The following is a 17,676-nucleotide window of genomic DNA, read 5'->3' on the forward strand; positions in this document are numbered from 1 at the left end:
TTGTCGACCTCGGCGGGGTCGTAGTCGTCGGCCAAAGAGCGGAGCGCCATGGAGTAGACGTTCTCCACGAACGTCTCGCGGTCGAATTGGCGTGCGTCTTGGGCGACGAGTCGTTGGATGCGGGTGATCCAGTCGTCGACCTCGGCGGGGTCGTAGTCGTCGGCCAAAGAGCGGAGCGCCATGGAGTAGACGTTCTCCACGAACGTCTCGCGGTCGAATTGGCGTGCGTCTTGGGCGACGAGTCGTTGGATGCGGGTGATCCAGTCGTCGACCTCGGCGGGGTCGTAGTCGTCGGCCAGATTAGCGAGCGCCATGGAGTAGACGTTCGCCACGAACTGTTCCTCGTCCGACTCGGTCCGTTGGACCCATACCGAGACGAGGTCGTCCACGTTCGGGTCGGAGCCGTCCCTCTCGACGTGGTTCGAGAGGAGGCGTGCGGCGACGTTCCCCAGTATGGTCTCCGGGTCGTGACCTGTCCGTTCGACGTCCGCCGCGACGCCCGAGGCGAGCGTCTCCGCGTCGATTCTGTCGGGTGGGACGGGAACCCCTGCAAAAAGCAGCGACCGGATCGACTCGAAATAGGTCTTGTCCTCGAACTCTCCACGACCGAGTTTGTTCACGAACGCCTCCGACGTGTTGACGACTTCTGCGCGCAGGTCGGGCTTCTCTGATTCGACTGCGGCCCGAAAGACGGTCCCGGTCCGCCCGGCCAGTCGCGGAAGCAGCGTCGCGGGCGCGTGTTCGGCGGCGGTGACGTATGTCCTAATCGGGTCCTGCGACTCGGTCGGTTTGTCGGGGTTGAACACGAAATTCCGGAACAGTACGTCCGCGTAGAGGTCCGGGAGGACTGTCCACCGCTCTTTCCCCAGTGCGATGTCATCGTCCTCGATCGGGTCGTCCTCCAAGACTGCCCGACCCTCGCCGCCGATGTACTGTACGATTTCGGTCGCGCTCGTCGGGTCGCCACACATCTCCCCGAGCTGGTCGGTGGTCAGGACGCCGAACGCGCTCAGTCTGCGCAGGACGCATCCCGCCGTCGTGTCGTCGTCCAGGTCGAGGCTGTTCTGCACGTCCTGCCAGACCAGTTCGTCGATCGTCTCGACGTCGGACAGTGGCGTCTCGCCCTCGGCGACAAGTCGTGCGGCGATCTTGGCGAACTCCGGGGTTCCCTCGGCCAGGCCGACGACGGCTTCGACGGCTTGTTCGAACGACTCCTCGTCCTCGGAAGCGACCCCGACCGTTCGGAGCGCCCGTTCCGCGATCCGCTCGATCTGTCCGCCGTCGTGCTCGAACCGCCCGAACTCCACGTCGACTCTGTCAGACCAACTCAAGAGGTCCGATCGGGCCTGAAGCGGTTTCTTCGCCGTGTCTTTGAATTGCTTGTATCGCTCTGAGCGCACCTCCACGACGACCGTCGAACACACCCCCTCCGCGAGGAACGCGTACAGGTCCTCGAACGCGTCCCTGTTCCAGACCGTATACTCGCCGTACTCGTACTGGAGGTAAACGATCGGTTGGCCGTCCGTCCGTCGGAGGGCGTCCTCGATGTACGGCGCGTCGCCCGATTTGAAATCCACCGCGCGGATCGGGTGCTTCGTCTCGTACTCGCGGAGCGCGTCGTACGCGGCCGTCGTCTTCCCCGTCCCGTCGGGGCCCTTGAGGACGACGAGATCCGAGTCGTCGAGCGCGTCTTTGATCGCCTCTCGCCTGTCGCCGCGGTCGTCCGACCGCGTCTCGTACTCGATTTCGCCGACCGGAACGTCGCGTCCGAGAAGGTTCGACTCCTCCCGTTCGACGGTGACGGCGAGTTCGGAGAGGTCGACGACCGCACGGGACGTGCGTCGCTCGATCATCGCTTCGATATCGGACACCGTCTCGTCGAAGCGGTCGAGTTCCGTCTCGTACTCCTGAATGACTTCCTCGAACTGGTCGTCCGTGAGCAGGTCCGACTCGACCACGTCGGGGAGTTCGCCGCGCGAGAGGCTTCCGATCCGGTCGAGCGTCGACGGCGGAAGACGGAATGCCTGTTCGACCCGTTCCCTCTCGTGTGGGAGCGCGCGTCGCTCGAACAGTTTGCCGTACGCATCCGATGTCTTCCCGTCTTGCAACCGGAGATAGCTAAAGAAGCCGACCGCCGCCATCACGGGATCAGTTATCTGGACCGCGGTCCCGCTGAGAGCGCTCCTACCGACCCCTTTCACCCCCTCCACGAACCCATCCAGACCGACGTCCGAGCCCACTGACCGTGCGGACTCGACCAACCCTCCGTCGTCCGATACACTCCCCGCCGCGTACTGAACGACGTCCGGGAGGAGCGTCGCCTCGTACTCCCCGACAGCGTCTCTGAGTTCGTCGCTCACCGGATCGTGGCCCGTGTATTTGAACCGGGGCTCCTCGATGAAGTCGGACCGAACGTCGTCCCGCGAGCGTCTCCCGTCGACTTCGAGCGCCCGATTCACAGCGGCTTCGATGTCCTGTTCCGGGTCGTACCGGAGGTGAAGCGCCGAATCGAACCGTTCGAGGAAGTCGGGAGAGAGGTCGCCTTTCACCAGTAGCCAGTCGAGTCGCCACGGACGGGCGACAACCGCGATGGCGGTCTCGTCGGACTCCAGCGCGTCGAGAAACGCCTCTCTGTCGGACTCGGACGCGCGCTGCCATCCGTCGTAGAACTCGGTTACGACAGCGTTCTCGCCACCGGTCGGGAGTCCTTCACCCCCCCACGGGTCGGCGGAGAGTCCGCGCTCCACTTCGAGGCCGGGTGCGGCGATACAGAGGGCGTCAGTCTCGGTTTCCCACTCCTCGCCGAATTCCCTGGGCAGGATGCTGCTCCGGTCCATTTCTTACCGAAGGATTGACACACGAATTATGTAAAACTATTCGAACATTCGGCAGTCTTGATCCCGATTTATCGACTCCGTGTTCGACTTCACGCCGCGTCGACCGCCGCCACGAGTTCGCACTTGCGACAGATGTCGCGCGCGGTCTTTGACCCGCACCGCTCGCACGGCGACAGGTCCGGTCCGTCGCCGTCCTCTTCGCGGTACTCGTCGGCGAGCACGCCCGCCAGCTCCTCGTAGCCGGCCATGATCGAGTGACGGACGCCCGGGTGGCGCTCCTCCATGTCGAGGAGGAGCTCCTGTATCTCTCCGCGGTACGCCTCGCTGGCGTGGGGGCACTCGGCCACGTGCGAGGGGAGGTCCCGGAGGTGGCAGTACAGCGCCACCTCCTTCTCGGGCACGTCCCGCAGCGGCTTCGCGCGCGGGACGAAGTGGTCGCTCTCGCGGCGCTCGGGGAACGGGCCGATGGAGGCGTCGAAGTGTTTGGCCATCTGCTCGGTGTTCCCCTCGAAGAAGTTCATCAGCGCCGTCTGCGCCTCGTCGTCGAGGTTGTGGCCGGTGAGGAGCTTGTCGGCGCCGAGCTCCTCGGCGTACGTCTCCAGCAGATCACGGCGGAACACGCCGCAGTAGGCGCAGGCGGCCATGTTCTCGGGGTCGTCTTCGACCACGCTGTCCATGCGGACGCCCAACTCCTCCTCGTAACTCACCGTCTCGTGGCGCATGTCCAGGTCGGCGGTCAGCTCCTCGCAAGCGTTCAGCGAGGCGTCGCGGTAGCCGTCGATCCCCTCGTGGATCGAGAGCGCGACCAGCTCGATTCGGGGGTCCTCGGTGAACGTCTCGTCGAGCACCGTCGCGAGGACGACGCTGTCTTTCCCGCCGGAGAGGCCGATAACCCAGCGCTCGGGGTCCTCGGGCGTCGCGTCGTCGGGGAGGAGGTCGTCCTCGCGGACGCGCCGGCGGACGCGCCGCTCGACCGACTCCCGGAAGTGCGACTCACACAGATGTGCCCCCGAGTAGGCGGCGTGCATCACCGCCTCTGCGCCGCACCTGTCGCAGTCCATTACCGGCGGTTTGCGCCCCGGCGGGCATACCCGTTTCGCACCGAGGGCTCACCCCGGTGGCGGCCCGCTCACTTCGGGGGCGTGTCGCTCTCCCCGGGGACGCCGCGGCCCTGGAAGAAGTCGCCGCCCCACTGGCTGATCCAGATGTCCTGGTTCGAGGTGTACAGCCCCCAGGCGGTCGTGAACATGTCGTCGACGGTCGACCACTCGCCGGCGGCGGTGTCGTACTCGACGGCGTCGTTGTAGACGGCCGCCTGGCCGAACTCGCCGCCGGCCTTCGGCGGGAGCGGCAGGGTGTACTCGGCGCTTCCGTCGCGGCTGGGGGGCCGTTCGGCCCGCTGGAGGCGCCCGCGGTTGAATGTCTGGTTGAAGAAGCGCGCGTACTGCGCCTTCACGTCGCGGCCGACGACCGCCTCCAGGGCGTTGATCCCGCCGGTGATGTCGCCGGCGTCACGGGAGGTGATCCGGTAGGTCGAATCGCCCGTCCCGCTGGCGTACGTGCCGGCCTCCTCGTCCCACAGGTCCTCGACGAGGTACGTGAGCACGTCCTCGGCGAGTCCCGCGTGGTCGACGCCGTCGATCTGTGAGGCCCACAGCAGTCCCTGTCCGACGGCGCCCTGTGTCGCCGCTTGGTTGCTCGCGCCGCCGCCGACGCGCCCGCCGGACTCGACGTTCGCGTCGACCTCTGCAGCCAGCGCGTTCGCGTACTCCGCCGCCCGCGACCGGAGGGAGTCGGAGCCGGCGTGCGTACCGTACCAGCCGATCGCCCCGAGCATCTGCCCGAGGTCGCGCGTCGACCCCGCGGAGACGACGTCCGACGGGGAGAACAGGGTCATCGTCGTCTTCGCCATCCCGTCGGTCAGCATGCCGATCTTCTTCGCCGGGATGAGCGGCTCGGGGTTGACGTAGCCGAACCATCCGTTCTCGGCGAGGCTGCGGAGGTCGGCGAGGAACCACAGCATCGCGGAGTGGTGGTTCGGTCGCGCCGTCGCGTCGACGACCGTCCCCTTGCCGGGGGCGAACCCCGAGACCAGTTCCATGGAGTCTCCCTTGGTCAACGCGCCGTTCCCCTCCGGACCGCCGGCCACGAGCGTCGCCTTGATCCCGATCTGCGCGAGCGTGGTGAGCATCTGCGCGCGGAACTTCGCGGCGAGGCTCTTCGGCAGGACGTCGAAGTGCGCCTGGAAGTTCTTCGCCCACGTGACGCCCTTGAGGTGGGTCCACGCGACCGACGACGGCGACACCACCTTCGAGGAGGCGCTCATGTCCCACGCGAGCGTGGAGGCGTCGGGCCGGCCGTCGCCGGCGTCGAACACCGGCTTCTGGGTGAAGTGGGGGTCGCCCTTCGTGAACGGCGCCATGTTCAGGTTGGGGTTCACCACGGGCGGCTTGCTCACGTCGGCGTGCTTCAACATCGCCGGGACGCGCTTGTCGAACGCCTTCTGCTGCTGTTCGTTGTGCGGGAACAGGACCCCGTTGCCCGACAGGGAGATGTTGGTGCTCATGTTGTACAGCGAGTACCAGTAGGAGTCCCACGTCGCCGCCTGCCAGCCGTACGCGTTCGCCGACCCCCCGCCGCCGGCGCCCTTGACGCCGGCGAGTTCGAGCAGCCGCGTGAGGTGTTCGGCCGGCGTCCCGCCGACCTCCGAGGGCGCGGTCGTCCCGGGGCCGCCCCGGGGGCCGTCGACGATCACGAGGCCGACCATCCCGAACGACTGGTGGGGCGTGCAGTAGTAGTTGTACACGCCCGGCGTCTCGAAGGTGTGTTCGAACGTCTGCCCGGAGGAGAGCACCCCCGAGTCGAACGCGCTGGCCGCCTCGGGGATCCGGAGGGGGGCGCCGTTGTCGGGGTGGTACGCGGTAACCGAGTGGCTCCCCTGCTCGACGGTCCAGGTGACGGTCGTCCCCGACTCGACCCACACGACCGCCGGCGAGAATACGAACTGCCCGGCACCCTGGTCGGACTCCAGCGTCAGGGCGCTCACGGACGCGCTCGACCGGAGGCTCTCGGGCCCGCCGAGCATGTCGGCACCCGGCGGCGCCGACGCGGGAGTGGCCGTCGACGCCGACGCCTCGGTCGCCGTCGGTTCGTCGGCTCCGGCCGCCGTCGGCGTGTCCTCGGTGTCACTCGGGGCCGAACAGCCCGCGAGGCCGCCGACGAGTGATGCGCCGCCCAGTTTCAGGAACCGTCGTCTGTTTCCCATACCGTATTACTCCTCGGACGCCGGCAAAGCGTCTCGCCGCCAGTGTGTCCCCGACGCATATCCTCAAGTATCACACAACACCGGAGGCGATTTACTATCGAGGCGATTCACCGAGCGTGAACACTGACGGGTAATAACGACGCAGCGGTTTCGTTCCCTGGCCGAACAGCGGGCGAGATCGGGCCCGTCGCTCCGGCGACGGCCTTCCCGACCGCGCTCTGAGTCCGCCGGCCCTCGGAGTGACCTGCCGTCGGTACCCCGACGCGTAAGACGCTTCACCCCCGCCCGCCGATCCGACCCATGGAGCGCGAGGCGGCCCTCGACCGCGTGGAAGCGATCATCGACGCCGTCGACGAAGGGCCGATGCCGGTGCCGGTGCGGGAGGTGTGGGTGTACGGCGACGTAGCCCTGGGCCTCGATCCGATCGACCGCCTGGATGTGTACGTGACGAAGGACCTGCTGCTTCGCGGTGACGACCCCGACGCCGCCGAGGAGTTCGAGCGCTCACACGGCGTGAACGGGATCGGGAAGTCGGTCTCGGCCGAGTGGGCGCGCGAGCATCCCGAGCACCTCCGCGCGAACGATAACGGGTACGCTGCCCCAGAACAGTGCCTCGCGGCCCACCTCCTGCCGGACGGCGAGCCGATCCACCTGGAGGTATGCAACGCCCCCTTCGATCAGAACGTGAAACAGCGACTTCGGGGGGCGCTCGACCGCGGCGCGTACGAGCAGGTGCTCGACCCGCGCGGCGTGCAGTTGTACGGCGAGGGGCAGCGGGCGTCCGAGACGATGACCAAGCTCCGGAACGGTGAACTGCCGTTCCCGACGCTGTCGGGGGCGCTGGAGATGCTCGGCGTCGACGGCGACGAGGCAGCCGAAATTGCCGAGGCGATGACGGATTTCCGCGAGCGTCAGGAGGGCGCGACCGTCCGCGGCGACGTGGTGTGAGTGTGAGACGGGTCCGCGGCCGTCCCGCGGCGACTCAGACCCGGCCGACGGTCACGTCGAACGGCACCCGCTCGACGCGCTCGTACTCGCGCTCTCGCGCCTGTCGCGCCGCCTCGCGGCCCATCTCGCGCCACTCGCGCCGGAGCGCGTCGTAGCGCTCGTCGCCGCCGTCGAGCGCCCGCCGGAGCTCGGTCTCGTGATTGGCGATGCCGTCGCCGCTGGCCTTGCGCGCGATCCCCGTGAGGTCCGCCTCCGAGTACGGCGGCTCGACCCGCTTTTCGTGACAGTAGCGGCCGGAGTCGATGTCGTCGAGGCCGGCGTCGGCGAACAGGTCGCGAACGCGGTCGCCCATCGCCACGTCCGTCTCCACGCCGGCGATGTACGCCTCGCGGACGCGAGCCTCCAGCGACGCCTCGGCGTCGACGGTCGACTCGACCGCCACGTCGGCGTTATCGGGCTCCACGGCCGCGACCAACTCCGAGGAGACGCGCGCGAACTCCCGCACCGCCGCCGCGGGGTCGGGGAGATTGATCAGCAGCGCCTGACAGACCACGAGGTCGAACGCGCCGTCGGGGAACGGCAGGCGCGTCGCGTCGCCGGCGCAGTAGTCGATCGGAGCGCCTTGACCCGCGACGGGGTCGGTGTCGCGCGCTGCCGCCAGCAGATCCGTGTCCGCGTCGACGCCCACCACCGCCGCGTCGGGCGCCTCCTCGGCGAGCACGCGGGTGAGTTCGCCAGTGCCGCAGCCCACGTCGAGGATCCGCCGGCGCCCGCCGAGATCGAGCGGGGAAAGCGCCGCGCGCGACTCCCACATCCCGCGGCGCGTGCGTTCGAGGTAGTCGGCGGTGAAGCGACGCATCGGCTGTTCGTGTGTCCCTGACCGACCGGCAGTGATAAGTCGGGGGATCGGCGCCCGCGGTCGCTGTCTGGATTCATGCCGGCCGCGCGCGTACCGACGCGAATGGATTATAAGACGCAGCGCGACCGCGCCGAGACGTTGCGCGCGCTCCACGCCATCGGCGTCGACAACGCCGCCGCCGACAACGCCGCCGACGATGACGGGCCGCTCGTCCTCCCGAACGCGTGGGACGCGGGGAGCGCGATCGTCTTCGCTGACGCCGGCTTCGACGCGATCGGAACCACGAGCGCCGGCATCGCCGCCTCGCGGGGCGTTCTGGACGGCGAAGTCCTCTCTCGCGCCGAGCTGCTCGGGGCCGTCGAGCGCATCGCCGGTGCGGTCGCGGTCCCCGTCACCGCCGACATCGAAGCCGGGTACGGCGACGCGCCGGAGGAGGTGTACGACACCGTCGCGAGCGCCATCGACGCCGGCGCCGTCGGCGTCAACCTCGAGGACGGCACCGGTGACCCCGCCGACCCGCTGGCCCCCGTCGACGACCACGCCGCCGTGCTCCGGGCCGCACGTGCCGCCGCCGAGGACGCGGGTATCCCGATCGTCGTCAACGGCCGCACCGACGTATTCTGGCTGGGCGTCGGCGACGAGGGCGATCGGCTCGACCGGGCGGTCGCTCGCGCGAACGCCTACGCGGACGCCGGCGCCGACTGTCTGTTCATGCCCGGGGTGTCCGATCCCGACACGGTCCGCGCGCTCGTCGACCGCCTCGACGCCCCGCTGAACGTCCTCGGCGGACCGGGGGCGCCGCCGGTCGAGGCGCTGGCAGAGGCGGGGGCCGCGCGCGTGTCGGTCGGCTCGGGGCCGATGCGGGCGACGCTCGCGCTGGTCCGCGACATCGCCGCCGAACTCCGCGACGACGGGACGTACGACGCGATGGCCGGCGGTATCCCGTACGACGATCTGAAGACGCTGCTGGAGGCGGCCGCGGCCGGCCGGGAGGCGTGACCGCAGAATCGGTCGGGGCGGTCGCGCGTCGCGTGGGCGGTGACGCGTCGGTCAGCGGGCGACCGGCCGCTCAGACCGACGCTTCGAGGTCGTACAGGTCGCCGTACTTCGAGCGCACGTAGTCGACGAAGTAGTCGGCGGTGAAGTCCTCGCCGGTGGCCTCGCGGACCAGGTCGTTCGTCTCGTAGCGGGAGCCGTGTTCGTGGACGTTCTCGCGGAGCCAGGTCTGGAGCGCCTCGAAGTCGCCCTCGCGGACCATCCCGTAGATGTTCCCGATGTCGTCTTCGGCGGCGTTGAACAGCTGGCTCGCCATCACCGACCCCAGCGAGTACGTCGGGAAGTAGCCGAAGTTGCCGTGACTCCAGTGGATATCCTGCAGGCAGCCGTTCGCGTCGGTCTCGGGTCGGATGCCGAGGTACTCCTCGTATTTATCGTTCCAGACCTCGGGCACGTCCTCCACGTCGAGGTCCCCGGAGATGAGGGCCCGCTCGATCTCGAAGCGGATCACGATGTGGAGGTGGTAGGTGAGCTCGTCCGCCTCGACGCGGATGAGGTTGTCCTCATACACCTGGTTCGCGGACTCGTACGCCTCGCGCGCGCTGGCGTCGGTGTCGAAGCGTTCCTCGAACTTCGGCGTCACCAGCTCCCAGAAGGCGGGCGAGCGCCCGACGTGGTTCTCCCAGAGGCGGGACTGGCTCTCGTGGACCGAGAGGTCGCGCGACTCGCCCAGCGGCGTGCCGAAGTCCTCCTCGGGCAGCCCGAGGTTGTAGAACGCGTGGCCGAACTCGTGGACGGTCGCCATCAGCCCGCCCAGCGGGTCGGACTCGTCGTATCGGGTGGTGACGCGGCAGTCGTACACGTTCCCGGAGGTGAACGGGTGCGAGGAGATGTCCAGGCGCCCGCGGTCCCAGTCGTACCCGAGCGTCGAGAGCACGTCCCGCGAGAGGTCCTCCTGGGCGTCGGCGGGGAACTCCCCGTCGAAGGCGTCGGTGGTCACGTCCGCGTCGGACTCGCGGATCTCGTCGATCATCGGGACGAGCGTGTGCTTCAGGGTTTCGAGGATCTCCTCGGCCTGCGAGAGCGGGAGGCACGGCTCGTAGTCCTCGAACAGCACCTCGTAGGGATCGCGGTCGGGGTCGATGTGCTCGGCATACTCGCGCTTCAGCTCCACCAGCTTCTCCAGGTACGGCGCGAACTGCTCGAAGTCGTCCTCCGCCCGCGCGGACTCCCACGCGCCCAGCGCCTCGGTGGAGGTCTCGGAGATCTCCTCGACGAGTTCAGTCGGCACCGCGTCCGCGCGCTCGAACTCGCGGCGGGCCTCGCGAAGCAGAGCCTCCTGCTCGTCGTCCAGATCCATCGACTCGACCTCGTCGAGCAGCTCCGCGGTGCGCTCGTCGGTGAGGAGTTCGTGACTCAGCGACGACAGCACCGACAGCTGCTGCGAGCGGGCGGGCGTGCCGCCCTCGGGCATCATCACCTGCTGGTCCCAGCCGAGGACGCCCGCGGCGCCCTGCACGCCGTTGATGCGCTCGAATCGCTCCTCCAGCTCGGCGTACGCGTTGGCCGGATCGGCCTCGCTGCCGTGTGCGTCGGTAGCCATCGCGCAATCCTTGCCGCCGGCCCGTCTTCAACCAACCGTTACGCGAACGCGCCCGTGGCTCACGCGAACGCTTTCGCGTCCTCGGCGACCCGCCGGTAGATCCGGTAACAGCGGTCGAGCACCGCCCACGAGACGCTCTCGGAATCGGTGTGCGCCTCGCCAGACTCGGCGGCGCCGCATATCACACAGGCGGTCCCCGCGTCGGCGAGCCAGCCGGCGTCGGTCGCGTGCGGCTTCACGACGTGCTCCGGGGTGCCTGACTGCGACTCGCGAGCGGCCGCCAGCGCGGCGTCCGCGAACGCGTCGTCCGAGCAGGCCATCGGCGGGAGGTCCTGGTCGACGCGCCACTCCACGCCCGCGATCGATTCGGCGCGCTCCAGGGGCGCGCGCTCGCCGGGGACGGTCCGCTCGTCGATCGTCACCTCGCACTCGTCGGGGACGACGTTCCACGCCGTTCCGCCGTCGATCTCCGTGACCGCGAGGCTCCCGCGGACCGGCTCGCCCATGACCGTCGTCTGGGGGAACGCCAGCTCGCGGACCACGTCGACGGCGTCGCAGGCGCGGTAGACGGCGTTGACGCCCTCCTCGGGGATGCTCGCGTGCGTGCTCTCGCCCGTGGCGACGAGCGTGCTCGCGCGCCGGCCCTTGTGCGCGACGACCACGTCCGTGACGCCCGCGCCCGAGTAGTTCGTCGAGCCCTCGCCGACGACGGCGTACTCGGGGGCGAACCCGTCCTCGATGGCCGCACGGGCGCCGACGCCGCCGACCTCCTCCCCGACGAACGAGGCGAAACACAGTTTTGCCCCGTCGGGGTCGGCGTCGCGGAGGGCGCACATCGCGGCGGCGACGGCGCCCTTCATGTCGGCGGTGCCGCGGCCGTACAGGCGGCCGTCGCGCTCCTCCAGCACGTACCGCTCCTCGCCGTCGTCGCCGACGGCCGTCTGTGACGCCGCCGGCGGCACCACGTCGTGGTGGCCGACGAGCGCGAGTGTCGGCGCGTCCGGGTCGCCCGTGCGGGCGAAGACGTTGCCCTGCTCGTCGCGCTCGACGGCGGCGTCGGTCTCCGCGTGCAGCCACGACTCGATGGCGTCGCCCGCGGCGGTCGCGTCCTCGTGGCTCGGGATCGACACCAACTCGCGGACCAGCGGGCGGAGGCCGTCCGTGGCCGGAGCATTCGGGCCGCCGTCGCGACCCCTGCTCGCGTCGTGATCGGTCATACCCGACCGAGCGGTCGGCGCGGGCATAACTCCGGCGTCGAGGGTGGCGCCCCGCGTCGGCGGGCCCGACGGTGAGACGGCGCTCGGGTGGGACCCGCCAGGCTTCCCAACCGCGTGCAAGCAGTCTTAAACGGCTCGCGGACGCACCACCGGTATGAACGTGGTGCCGGACACGAGCGCGGTCATCGACGGCCGCGTGTCGGAGCGCGTCGCGGACGGAGACTATCAGGGGGCGACCGTCTACGTCCCGGAGGCCGTCGTCGGCGAACTGGAAGCACAGGCCAACGCCGGCCGCGACACCGGCTGGGATGGGATCGGCGAACTCCAGCGCATCGCCGAACTCGCGAAAGAGGGCGCGATCACCGCCGAGTTCGTCGGCCGGCGTCCGACCGTCGCAGAGCAGGAGGGCGCCGGCGAGGGGGACATCGACGCGCTCATCCGCGAGTTGGCGGTCGAACACGACGCCGTCCTCCTCACCTCCGATTTCGTCCAGGCGGAGGCGGGGAAGGCGACCGGCCTCGACGTGGAGTACGTCGAGCCGGTCGCCCGCGGCGTCACCGAGGACGACGGGCTCGACATCGAGCGCTTCTTCACCGACGATACGATGTCCGTCCACCTCAAGACGGGCACCCACCCGAAGGCCAAGCGCGGCGACATCGCGGACCTCCACTACGTCCGCATCGACGACGCGGGCGGCCCTACCGACGAGGAGCAGATGGGGCAGTGGGCTGACGAGATCGAGGCGACCGCCCGCACGTCGAGACAGGGGTTCATCGAGCTGTCCGAGCCCGGGATGACGATCGTCCAGTACCGTAACTACCGGATCGCGGTCGCCCGCCCACCGTTCTCGGACGCCGTCGAGATCACCGCGGTTCGGCCGATCGCGAAGACGACGCTCGACGACTACGAGTTCGCCGACGAACTGCGCGACCGCTTCACCGAGCGCCAGCGCGGCGTGCTCATCGCGGGCGCGCCCGGCGCCGGGAAGTCCACCTTCGCGCAGGCGGTCGCGGAGTTCCTCAACGACAGCGACTACGCGGTGAAGACGATGGAGAAGCCGCGCGACCTCCAGGTCTCCGAGGAGATCACCCAGTACACCGCCCTCGGCGGCGACATGGCCAACACCGCGGACTCGCTGCTGTTAGTCCGCCCGGACTACACCATCTACGACGAAGTGCGCAAGACCCACGACTTCGAGGTGTTCGCCGACATGCGGCTCGCGGGCGTCGGGATGGTGGGCGTCACCCACGCGACGCGCGCCATCGACGCGCTCCAGCGGCTCGTCGGCCGCGTCGAGTTGGGCATGATCCCGCAGGTCGTCGACACCGTCGTGTTCATCGAGGCCGGCGCCGTCGACACCGTCTACGACGTGACCACGCAGGTGAAGGTGCCCGAGGGGCTCACCGCCGAGGACCTCTCGCGGCCGGTGATCCAGGTCGTCGACTTCGAGACCGGGACGCCGGAGTACGAGATCTACACATTCAACAATCAGGTCGTCACGGTGCCGCTCGACGGCGCCGAGGGCGGCAGCAGTGAGACCGGTGTCGGCAGAATCGCCAAACAGGAGATCGAACGCGAGATCCGCTCGGTCGCCCGCGGCCACGTCGACGTGGAACTGCAGGGACAGAACGACGCCGTGGTCTACGTCGAGGAAGACGACATCAGCTACGTCATCGGGAAGGGCGGCGGCCGCATCACCGACATCGAGAACCGCCTCGGCATCGACATCGACGTGCGCACCCACGCCGACCGTCCGGGCGGCGCCGGGGCTGCGGGTGGCTCCGGAGACGCCGGGGCTGCGGGCTCGCCGAAGCCGCAGGGCGAGGTCGTCCAGCCGGAGATCACCAGCCGCCACGTCGTCATCCGGATGGACGAGCACGTCGGCGAGACCGTCGAGGTGCGCGCGAACGACGAGTACCTGTTCACGGCGACCGTCGGTCGCGGCGGCGACATCCAAGTCTCACGGGGGAGCGCCATCGCCGAGGAACTGGAGGACGCCATCGACCGCAAGCAGACGATCACCGTCGTCCCAGCCTGAACTGAGCTGTTGGCTCGCAAGGGAGGAGGCTATCACCGGAATCGCTTCGATCCGCGCGCCGTCCGATTCCGGAGTTTCGCCCGACGGCGCGCGGCGGCGGTCACCGCACGCGGGGCCGTGGTCCCGGCTTCAGGTATCAACCTTCACAGCGGCCGCTCGGCGGACCAGCGTCGGAATCCGAATGAGTCACAGCTCGCGGTCGGCGTCGAGAATCCGGCTTATTCGGCGCAGCAGGCTTCCTGACCGCCGTCGGCCTCCGCCTTTCTGGGGCCGTCGAGCTGATAGAGGTTCTGTCGGGCGTCGGCGAAGTATACGTCCTCGTCGACGATGCCGATGTTTTCGAGTCGTTCGAGCGCGTAGCGCACCGTTCGCGCGGAGAGCATCGATTCCTCGACGATGCCCTTCTGCGTTAGCGGCCCGTTGTACTCCAGTACCTTGAACACGAGCTTGGCGCTGGGAGGGAGATCATCGAGGGATTCCTCGTCGGTTCCGGCCATCATTACGAATCGAAACTCTACACCCTGATAAAGGTTCACGGAACACTGTTCGGTGTCGACGCCGCTCGCATCGGCCAAGCGAACCCCTTTTGTCGCCGGCTGGCGGACGTACGGTCATGGCTACGGAACAAGCTTCGGGGCTCTCTGACCATCTACGCGGGGTGACGGTCACCACCGTCGCGTGCCTTGCGGGGATCGCCGCGGCGCTCGTCTCCACGGCGGTCGTCGGGATCGAGCCCGCCGACGCGACGAACCGGCTGGCCCTGCTGGTGGTCGCGGCGGCGGTCTTCGTGCAGATCCCGCTGCTGAAGCTCCTCGGGGTAGCGATCGAGGACTTCGGGATCAAGGACAATCTCTACGTGGCGTTTATGACCTTCACGCTGTGGTTCATTTCCTACGGCGTCATTCTCTCGGCGTACCTCCAATAGATGGCCGACGACAGCATCGCAGTCGTCGACCTCGACCGATGTCAGCCCGACCGGTGCAACTACGAGTGCGCGAACTTCTGTCCGCCCAACCGCACCGGGAAAGACTGCATCGTCGAACGCGGCGACCACTACAGCGAGGACGAACCGTACGACGGCGGTTCCGACCAGATCTGGATCTCCGAGGAGATCTGTCTGGGCGAGACGTGCGGGATCTGCGTCGAGAAGTGCCCGTTCGACGCCATCGAGATCATCAACCTCCCCTCGGAGCTGGAAGACGCGCCCGTCCACCGCTACGGCGACAACGCCTTCGGGCTGTACGGCCTGCCGGTCCCCGAGCCCGGCACGGTGACGGGCATCCTCGGTCCCAACGGGATCGGGAAGTCGACCGCGGTGAAGATGCTCTCCGGCGAGCTGATCCCGAACCTCGGGGAGCACGACTCGGAGGCGAACTGGGACGCCGTCCTGGAGCGGTTCAAGGGGACGGCGCTCCAGAACTACATCGAGCGCGTCATCGACGGCGAGGTCACCGTCGCCCGCAAGCCGCAGTACGTCGACCAGATCCCCAAGCAGTTCGACGGGAACACCCGCGAGCTGCTGGAGCGGACCGACGAGCGCGGCGTGCTCGACTCGCTGGTCGAGCGCCTCTCGATCGGCCCGGTGATGGACCAGGACATCAACTCCATCTCCGGCGGCGAGCTCCAGCGCGTCGCGCTGGCGGCGACGCTCGCGCGCGACGCGGACTTCTACTTCCTCGACGAGATCACACCGTACCTCGACATCGGCCAGCGGATGACCGCCGCGAGACTCATCCGCGAGCTCGCCGAGGACGGGGAGCGGTCGATGATGGTCGTGGAGCACGACCTCGCCATCCTCGATCTCCTTGCGGACACGCTGCACGTCACCTACGGTGAGCCCGGGGCCTACGGCGTCGTCACCGACCCCAAGTCCACCCGCAACGGCATCAACGAGTACCTGAAGGGGTACCTCAACAACGAGAACATGCGGATCCGCCCGAACGCGATCACCTTCGACGAGCACGCCCCCCGAGAGATCACTCGGAGTCAGGTGCTGTTCGAGTACCCCGACCTCGCGAAGTCGTACGGCGACGGCGAGTTCTCGCTGGAGGTCGACGGCGGCGCCGTCCACGAGTCGGAGGTGCTGGGCATTGTCGGTCCCAACGGGATCGGGAAGTCGACGATGGCGAAGCTGTTCGCCGGGCAACTGGAGCCCGACGAGGGCGACCTCGACTTCAGGCTCGACATCGCGTACAAGCCGCAGTACATCGAGATCGACCAGCCAATGCGCGTCGACGCGTTCCTCTCGTCGATCGCCGACGACTTCGGATCCTCCTACTGGGACACCGAGATTGCGCGCCCGCTCCAGCTCAACCCGATCATGGAACAGAACCTCACAGACCTCTCTGGCGGCGAGCGCCAGCGCGTCGCCATCGCGGCGTGCCTCTCGGAGGACGCCGACCTCTACCTGCTGGACGAGCCGTCGGCCCACCTCGACGTGGAGCAGCGCGTGCAGGCGACGACCGCCATCCGCCGATACGCCGAGAACCACGACGCGACGGTGATGGTCATCGACCACGACATCTACATGATCGACCTGCTCGCCGACCGCCTGATGGTGTTCGACGGCGAGCCGGCCGTCCACGGGCACGCGACTCAGCCGCAGGAGATGCGCGCAGGCATGAACGAGTTCCTCGGCGACCTGGACATCACGTTCCGCCGCGACGAGCGGACGGGACGCCCCCGAATCAACAAGCCTGGGTCGCAGTTGGACCGCGAGCAGAAGCGCGAGGGCGAGTACTACTACAGCGGGTGACTCGGTCGGTCGCTCCGCTCCGGTTCGCCCGAGTTGCTACTCTCGCTTGTACTCTTTGCGGTACCCCTTGAACTCCGTGCGGTGAGCCTCCTCGTCGGAGAGGATCGTCACCGCGAGGTCCTCGGTCACCGGATCGTTCGCCTCCTCGGCGGCGTCGATGAGATCGCGATACGTCGCGATGGCGTCCTCCTCGGCGTCGATGACGCCGTCGATCACCGACAGCACGTCCGTCGAGTCCTCCGGCGGCTGCAGAGAGTCCTGGTTCGCGGTGAACTCGGCGGAGCCCGGCGGGCGGGCGTCGAGCTGCTTGAGGCGGTTGCCGAGCTGTTCGGCGTGGGTGAGCTCCTCCTGAATGTCGGTCTGGAGGCTCTCTTTGATTTCCTCGGCGCGAACGCCGTCGAGGACGATCGCGTTCGTCTGGTAGTTCATCACCGTCTCGATCTCGTCGCTGTACGCCGTTCGCAGCAGGCCGATGACTTCCTCGGACATGACGACTCGATGTCGTCGCCCCGCGGTGATATAGCTGTCCGCCGGAGCGGGATCGAACCGAGAGATCGAACGAAGCCTGCGGGCCGGATGCGGGGTCCGCGACGGGGCACCGCGGGCGACGGGAACTACAGAGGTTCCGTCCCTACAGGTACTCGCGGGCGCAGGTACCACAGAGGTGTTCTTCCTTCACGTCGACCTCGCGCACAGTCGGCGAAAAGGACATCACGCACTTGCTGTTGTCGCAGTGTTCGAGTCCGAGGGTGTGGCCGATCTCGTGGACGATCTCCTTGCGGACGCGGTCAGCGAACACTTCCGAGGAGGGCTTGGAGGTGACGCCGCCGTCCGAGGAGGTCTGGAGGCGGTACGTGGAGACGACCGAGCCGTTGCCGTTGAGGTAGGCAAGTCCGAAGACGTAGTTGCGTCGGCGGTAGTACAGGTCCTGCGGGGTAATGCCGATGTTCTTCTCGCCGCTGCCGGTCCGCGAGACGAGCTCGATGAACTGCTCGGCGCGGTACTGGTTGCGGCTGCGATCGTACGCGCCCTCGGGGATCGACTGCTCGTCGTGGACCGTCACGTCGCAGTCGTACACCGAGCGGAGACCCGCCGACGCCTCCCGCTTCACCTGCGCGGAGACGTCCCCAATGGGCACGATGTCGACAAGCATGACCG

Annotated in this window: 14 protein-coding genes; 5 read left to right on the forward strand and 9 right to left on the reverse strand. The window is 68.3% G+C overall.

Annotated features, from left to right (window positions below; all coding sequences use genetic code 11):
- The 3 genes from BUE16_RS16545 to BUE16_RS01020 all read right to left on the reverse strand — a co-directional run.
- On the reverse strand, positions 1 to 2,837 hold a 2,837-nt coding region (locus tag BUE16_RS16545; RefSeq protein ID WP_159435690.1), incomplete at its 3' end, for a hypothetical protein.
- An 89-nt stretch (positions 2,838 to 2,926) separates the two neighbouring features.
- The gene (gene ncsA / locus BUE16_RS01015; RefSeq protein WP_073306561.1) at positions 2,927 to 3,898 is read right to left on the reverse strand and encodes a tRNA 2-thiolation protein NcsA; all 972 of its coding nucleotides are present in this window, start codon (positions 3,896 to 3,898) and stop codon (positions 2,927 to 2,929) included.
- Between the two features lie 68 nt (positions 3,899 to 3,966).
- Positions 3,967 to 6,102 carry a cupredoxin domain-containing protein gene (locus BUE16_RS01020; protein ID WP_073306562.1) on the reverse strand — a complete coding sequence of 712 codons (2,136 nt, stop codon included), beginning with the start codon at positions 6,100 to 6,102 and terminating at the stop codon, positions 3,967 to 3,969.
- A 300-nt stretch (positions 6,103 to 6,402) separates the two neighbouring features.
- Here BUE16_RS01020 and BUE16_RS01025 point away from each other — a divergent pair, with 300 nt between their 5' ends.
- Positions 6,403 to 7,050 (forward strand): DUF7095 family protein, encoded by a 648-nt coding sequence (locus BUE16_RS01025; RefSeq protein ID WP_073306563.1) that lies wholly within the window; start codon positions 6,403 to 6,405, stop codon positions 7,048 to 7,050.
- A 34-nt stretch (positions 7,051 to 7,084) separates the two neighbouring features.
- Here BUE16_RS01025 and BUE16_RS01030 read toward each other — a convergent pair whose 3' ends face one another.
- Positions 7,085 to 7,909: a class I SAM-dependent methyltransferase gene (locus tag BUE16_RS01030; RefSeq protein WP_073306564.1), complete on the reverse strand. Its 825-nt coding sequence runs from the start codon at positions 7,907 to 7,909 to the stop codon at positions 7,085 to 7,087.
- Between the two features lie 102 nt (positions 7,910 to 8,011).
- Here BUE16_RS01030 and BUE16_RS01035 point away from each other — a divergent pair, with 102 nt between their 5' ends.
- Positions 8,012 to 8,908 carry an isocitrate lyase/PEP mutase family protein gene (locus BUE16_RS01035; RefSeq protein WP_079991436.1) on the forward strand — a complete coding sequence of 299 codons (897 nt, stop codon included), beginning with the start codon at positions 8,012 to 8,014 and terminating at the stop codon, positions 8,906 to 8,908.
- Positions 8,909 to 8,978: 70 nt separating this feature from the next.
- Here BUE16_RS01035 and BUE16_RS01040 read toward each other — a convergent pair whose 3' ends face one another.
- Both BUE16_RS01040 and BUE16_RS01045 read right to left on the reverse strand, forming a co-directional pair.
- Positions 8,979 to 10,508, reverse strand: coding sequence for a carboxypeptidase M32 (locus BUE16_RS01040; protein ID WP_073306565.1), 1,530 nt, complete (start codon positions 10,506 to 10,508; stop codon positions 8,979 to 8,981).
- A 59-nt stretch (positions 10,509 to 10,567) separates the two neighbouring features.
- Positions 10,568 to 11,725: a M20 family metallopeptidase gene (locus tag BUE16_RS01045; RefSeq protein WP_079991437.1), complete on the reverse strand. Its 1,158-nt coding sequence runs from the start codon at positions 11,723 to 11,725 to the stop codon at positions 10,568 to 10,570.
- Positions 11,726 to 11,879: 154 nt separating this feature from the next.
- On the opposite strand from BUE16_RS01045, the gene BUE16_RS01050 reads away from it, so the two are divergent.
- Positions 11,880 to 13,763: a PINc/VapC family ATPase gene (locus tag BUE16_RS01050; RefSeq protein WP_073306566.1), complete on the forward strand. Its 1,884-nt coding sequence runs from the start codon at positions 11,880 to 11,882 to the stop codon at positions 13,761 to 13,763.
- Between the two features lie 218 nt (positions 13,764 to 13,981).
- On the opposite strand, the gene BUE16_RS01055 is transcribed toward BUE16_RS01050, so the two are convergent.
- A complete protein-coding gene (locus tag BUE16_RS01055) occupies positions 13,982 to 14,260 on the reverse strand; it encodes a MarR family transcriptional regulator (RefSeq protein ID WP_073307030.1) in 279 nt (92 codons plus the stop codon).
- A 116-nt stretch (positions 14,261 to 14,376) separates the two neighbouring features.
- Between BUE16_RS01055 and BUE16_RS01060 the strand changes: the two genes are divergently transcribed.
- Together BUE16_RS01060 and BUE16_RS01065 are read left to right on the forward strand one after the other, a co-directional pair.
- Entirely contained in the window at positions 14,377 to 14,688 is a 312-nt protein-coding gene (locus BUE16_RS01060; RefSeq protein ID WP_073306567.1) for an EMC6-like membrane protein, read from the forward strand.
- Complete coding sequence (locus tag BUE16_RS01065; protein WP_073306568.1) at positions 14,689 to 16,518, forward strand: ribosome biogenesis/translation initiation ATPase RLI; 1,830 nt, start codon at positions 14,689 to 14,691, stop codon at positions 16,516 to 16,518.
- Between the two features lie 36 nt (positions 16,519 to 16,554).
- Here BUE16_RS01065 and BUE16_RS01070 read toward each other — a convergent pair whose 3' ends face one another.
- Positions 16,555 to 17,007: a ferritin-like domain-containing protein gene (locus tag BUE16_RS01070; protein WP_073306569.1), complete on the reverse strand. Its 453-nt coding sequence runs from the start codon at positions 17,005 to 17,007 to the stop codon at positions 16,555 to 16,557.
- 142 nt (positions 17,008 to 17,149) lie between these two features.
- Positions 17,150 to 17,671: an archaemetzincin family Zn-dependent metalloprotease gene (locus tag BUE16_RS01075; protein WP_073306570.1), complete on the reverse strand. Its 522-nt coding sequence runs from the start codon at positions 17,669 to 17,671 to the stop codon at positions 17,150 to 17,152.
- Positions 17,672 to 17,676 lie beyond the last annotated feature (5 nt).

Origin of the sequence: Halobaculum gomorrense (assembly GCF_900129775.1) — an archaeon.
Classification (GTDB): domain Archaea; phylum Halobacteriota; class Halobacteria; order Halobacteriales; family Haloferacaceae; genus Halobaculum; species Halobaculum gomorrense.

What these genes read in the sequence shown, in the direction of transcription:
- BUE16_RS01060 (WP_073306567.1), top strand. Translation starts at nt 14,377, where the DNA reads ATGGCTACGGAACAAGCTTCGGGGCTCTCTGACCATCTACGCGGGGTG.
- BUE16_RS01035 (WP_079991436.1), top strand. Translation starts at nt 8,012, where the DNA reads ATGGATTATAAGACGCAGCGCGACCGCGCCGAGACGTTGCGCGCGCTC.
- BUE16_RS01055 (WP_073307030.1), bottom strand. Translation starts at nt 14,260, where the DNA reads ATGGCCGGAACCGACGAGGAATCCCTCGATGATCTCCCTCCCAGCGCC.
- BUE16_RS01075 (WP_073306570.1), bottom strand. Translation starts at nt 17,671, where the DNA reads ATGCTTGTCGACATCGTGCCCATTGGGGACGTCTCCGCGCAGGTGAAG.
- BUE16_RS01045 (WP_079991437.1), bottom strand. Translation starts at nt 11,725, where the DNA reads ATGACCGATCACGACGCGAGCAGGGGTCGCGACGGCGGCCCGAATGCT.
- BUE16_RS01030 (WP_073306564.1), bottom strand. Translation starts at nt 7,909, where the DNA reads ATGCGTCGCTTCACCGCCGACTACCTCGAACGCACGCGCCGCGGGATG.
- BUE16_RS01070 (WP_073306569.1), bottom strand. Translation starts at nt 17,007, where the DNA reads ATGTCCGAGGAAGTCATCGGCCTGCTGCGAACGGCGTACAGCGACGAG.
- BUE16_RS01025 (WP_073306563.1), top strand. Translation starts at nt 6,403, where the DNA reads ATGGAGCGCGAGGCGGCCCTCGACCGCGTGGAAGCGATCATCGACGCC.
- ncsA (WP_073306561.1), bottom strand. Translation starts at nt 3,898, where the DNA reads ATGGACTGCGACAGGTGCGGCGCAGAGGCGGTGATGCACGCCGCCTAC.
- BUE16_RS01020 (WP_073306562.1), bottom strand. Translation starts at nt 6,102, where the DNA reads ATGGGAAACAGACGACGGTTCCTGAAACTGGGCGGCGCATCACTCGTC.
- BUE16_RS01050 (WP_073306566.1), top strand. Translation starts at nt 11,880, where the DNA reads ATGAACGTGGTGCCGGACACGAGCGCGGTCATCGACGGCCGCGTGTCG.
- BUE16_RS01040 (WP_073306565.1), bottom strand. Translation starts at nt 10,508, where the DNA reads ATGGCTACCGACGCACACGGCAGCGAGGCCGATCCGGCCAACGCGTAC.
- BUE16_RS01065 (WP_073306568.1), top strand. Translation starts at nt 14,689, where the DNA reads ATGGCCGACGACAGCATCGCAGTCGTCGACCTCGACCGATGTCAGCCC.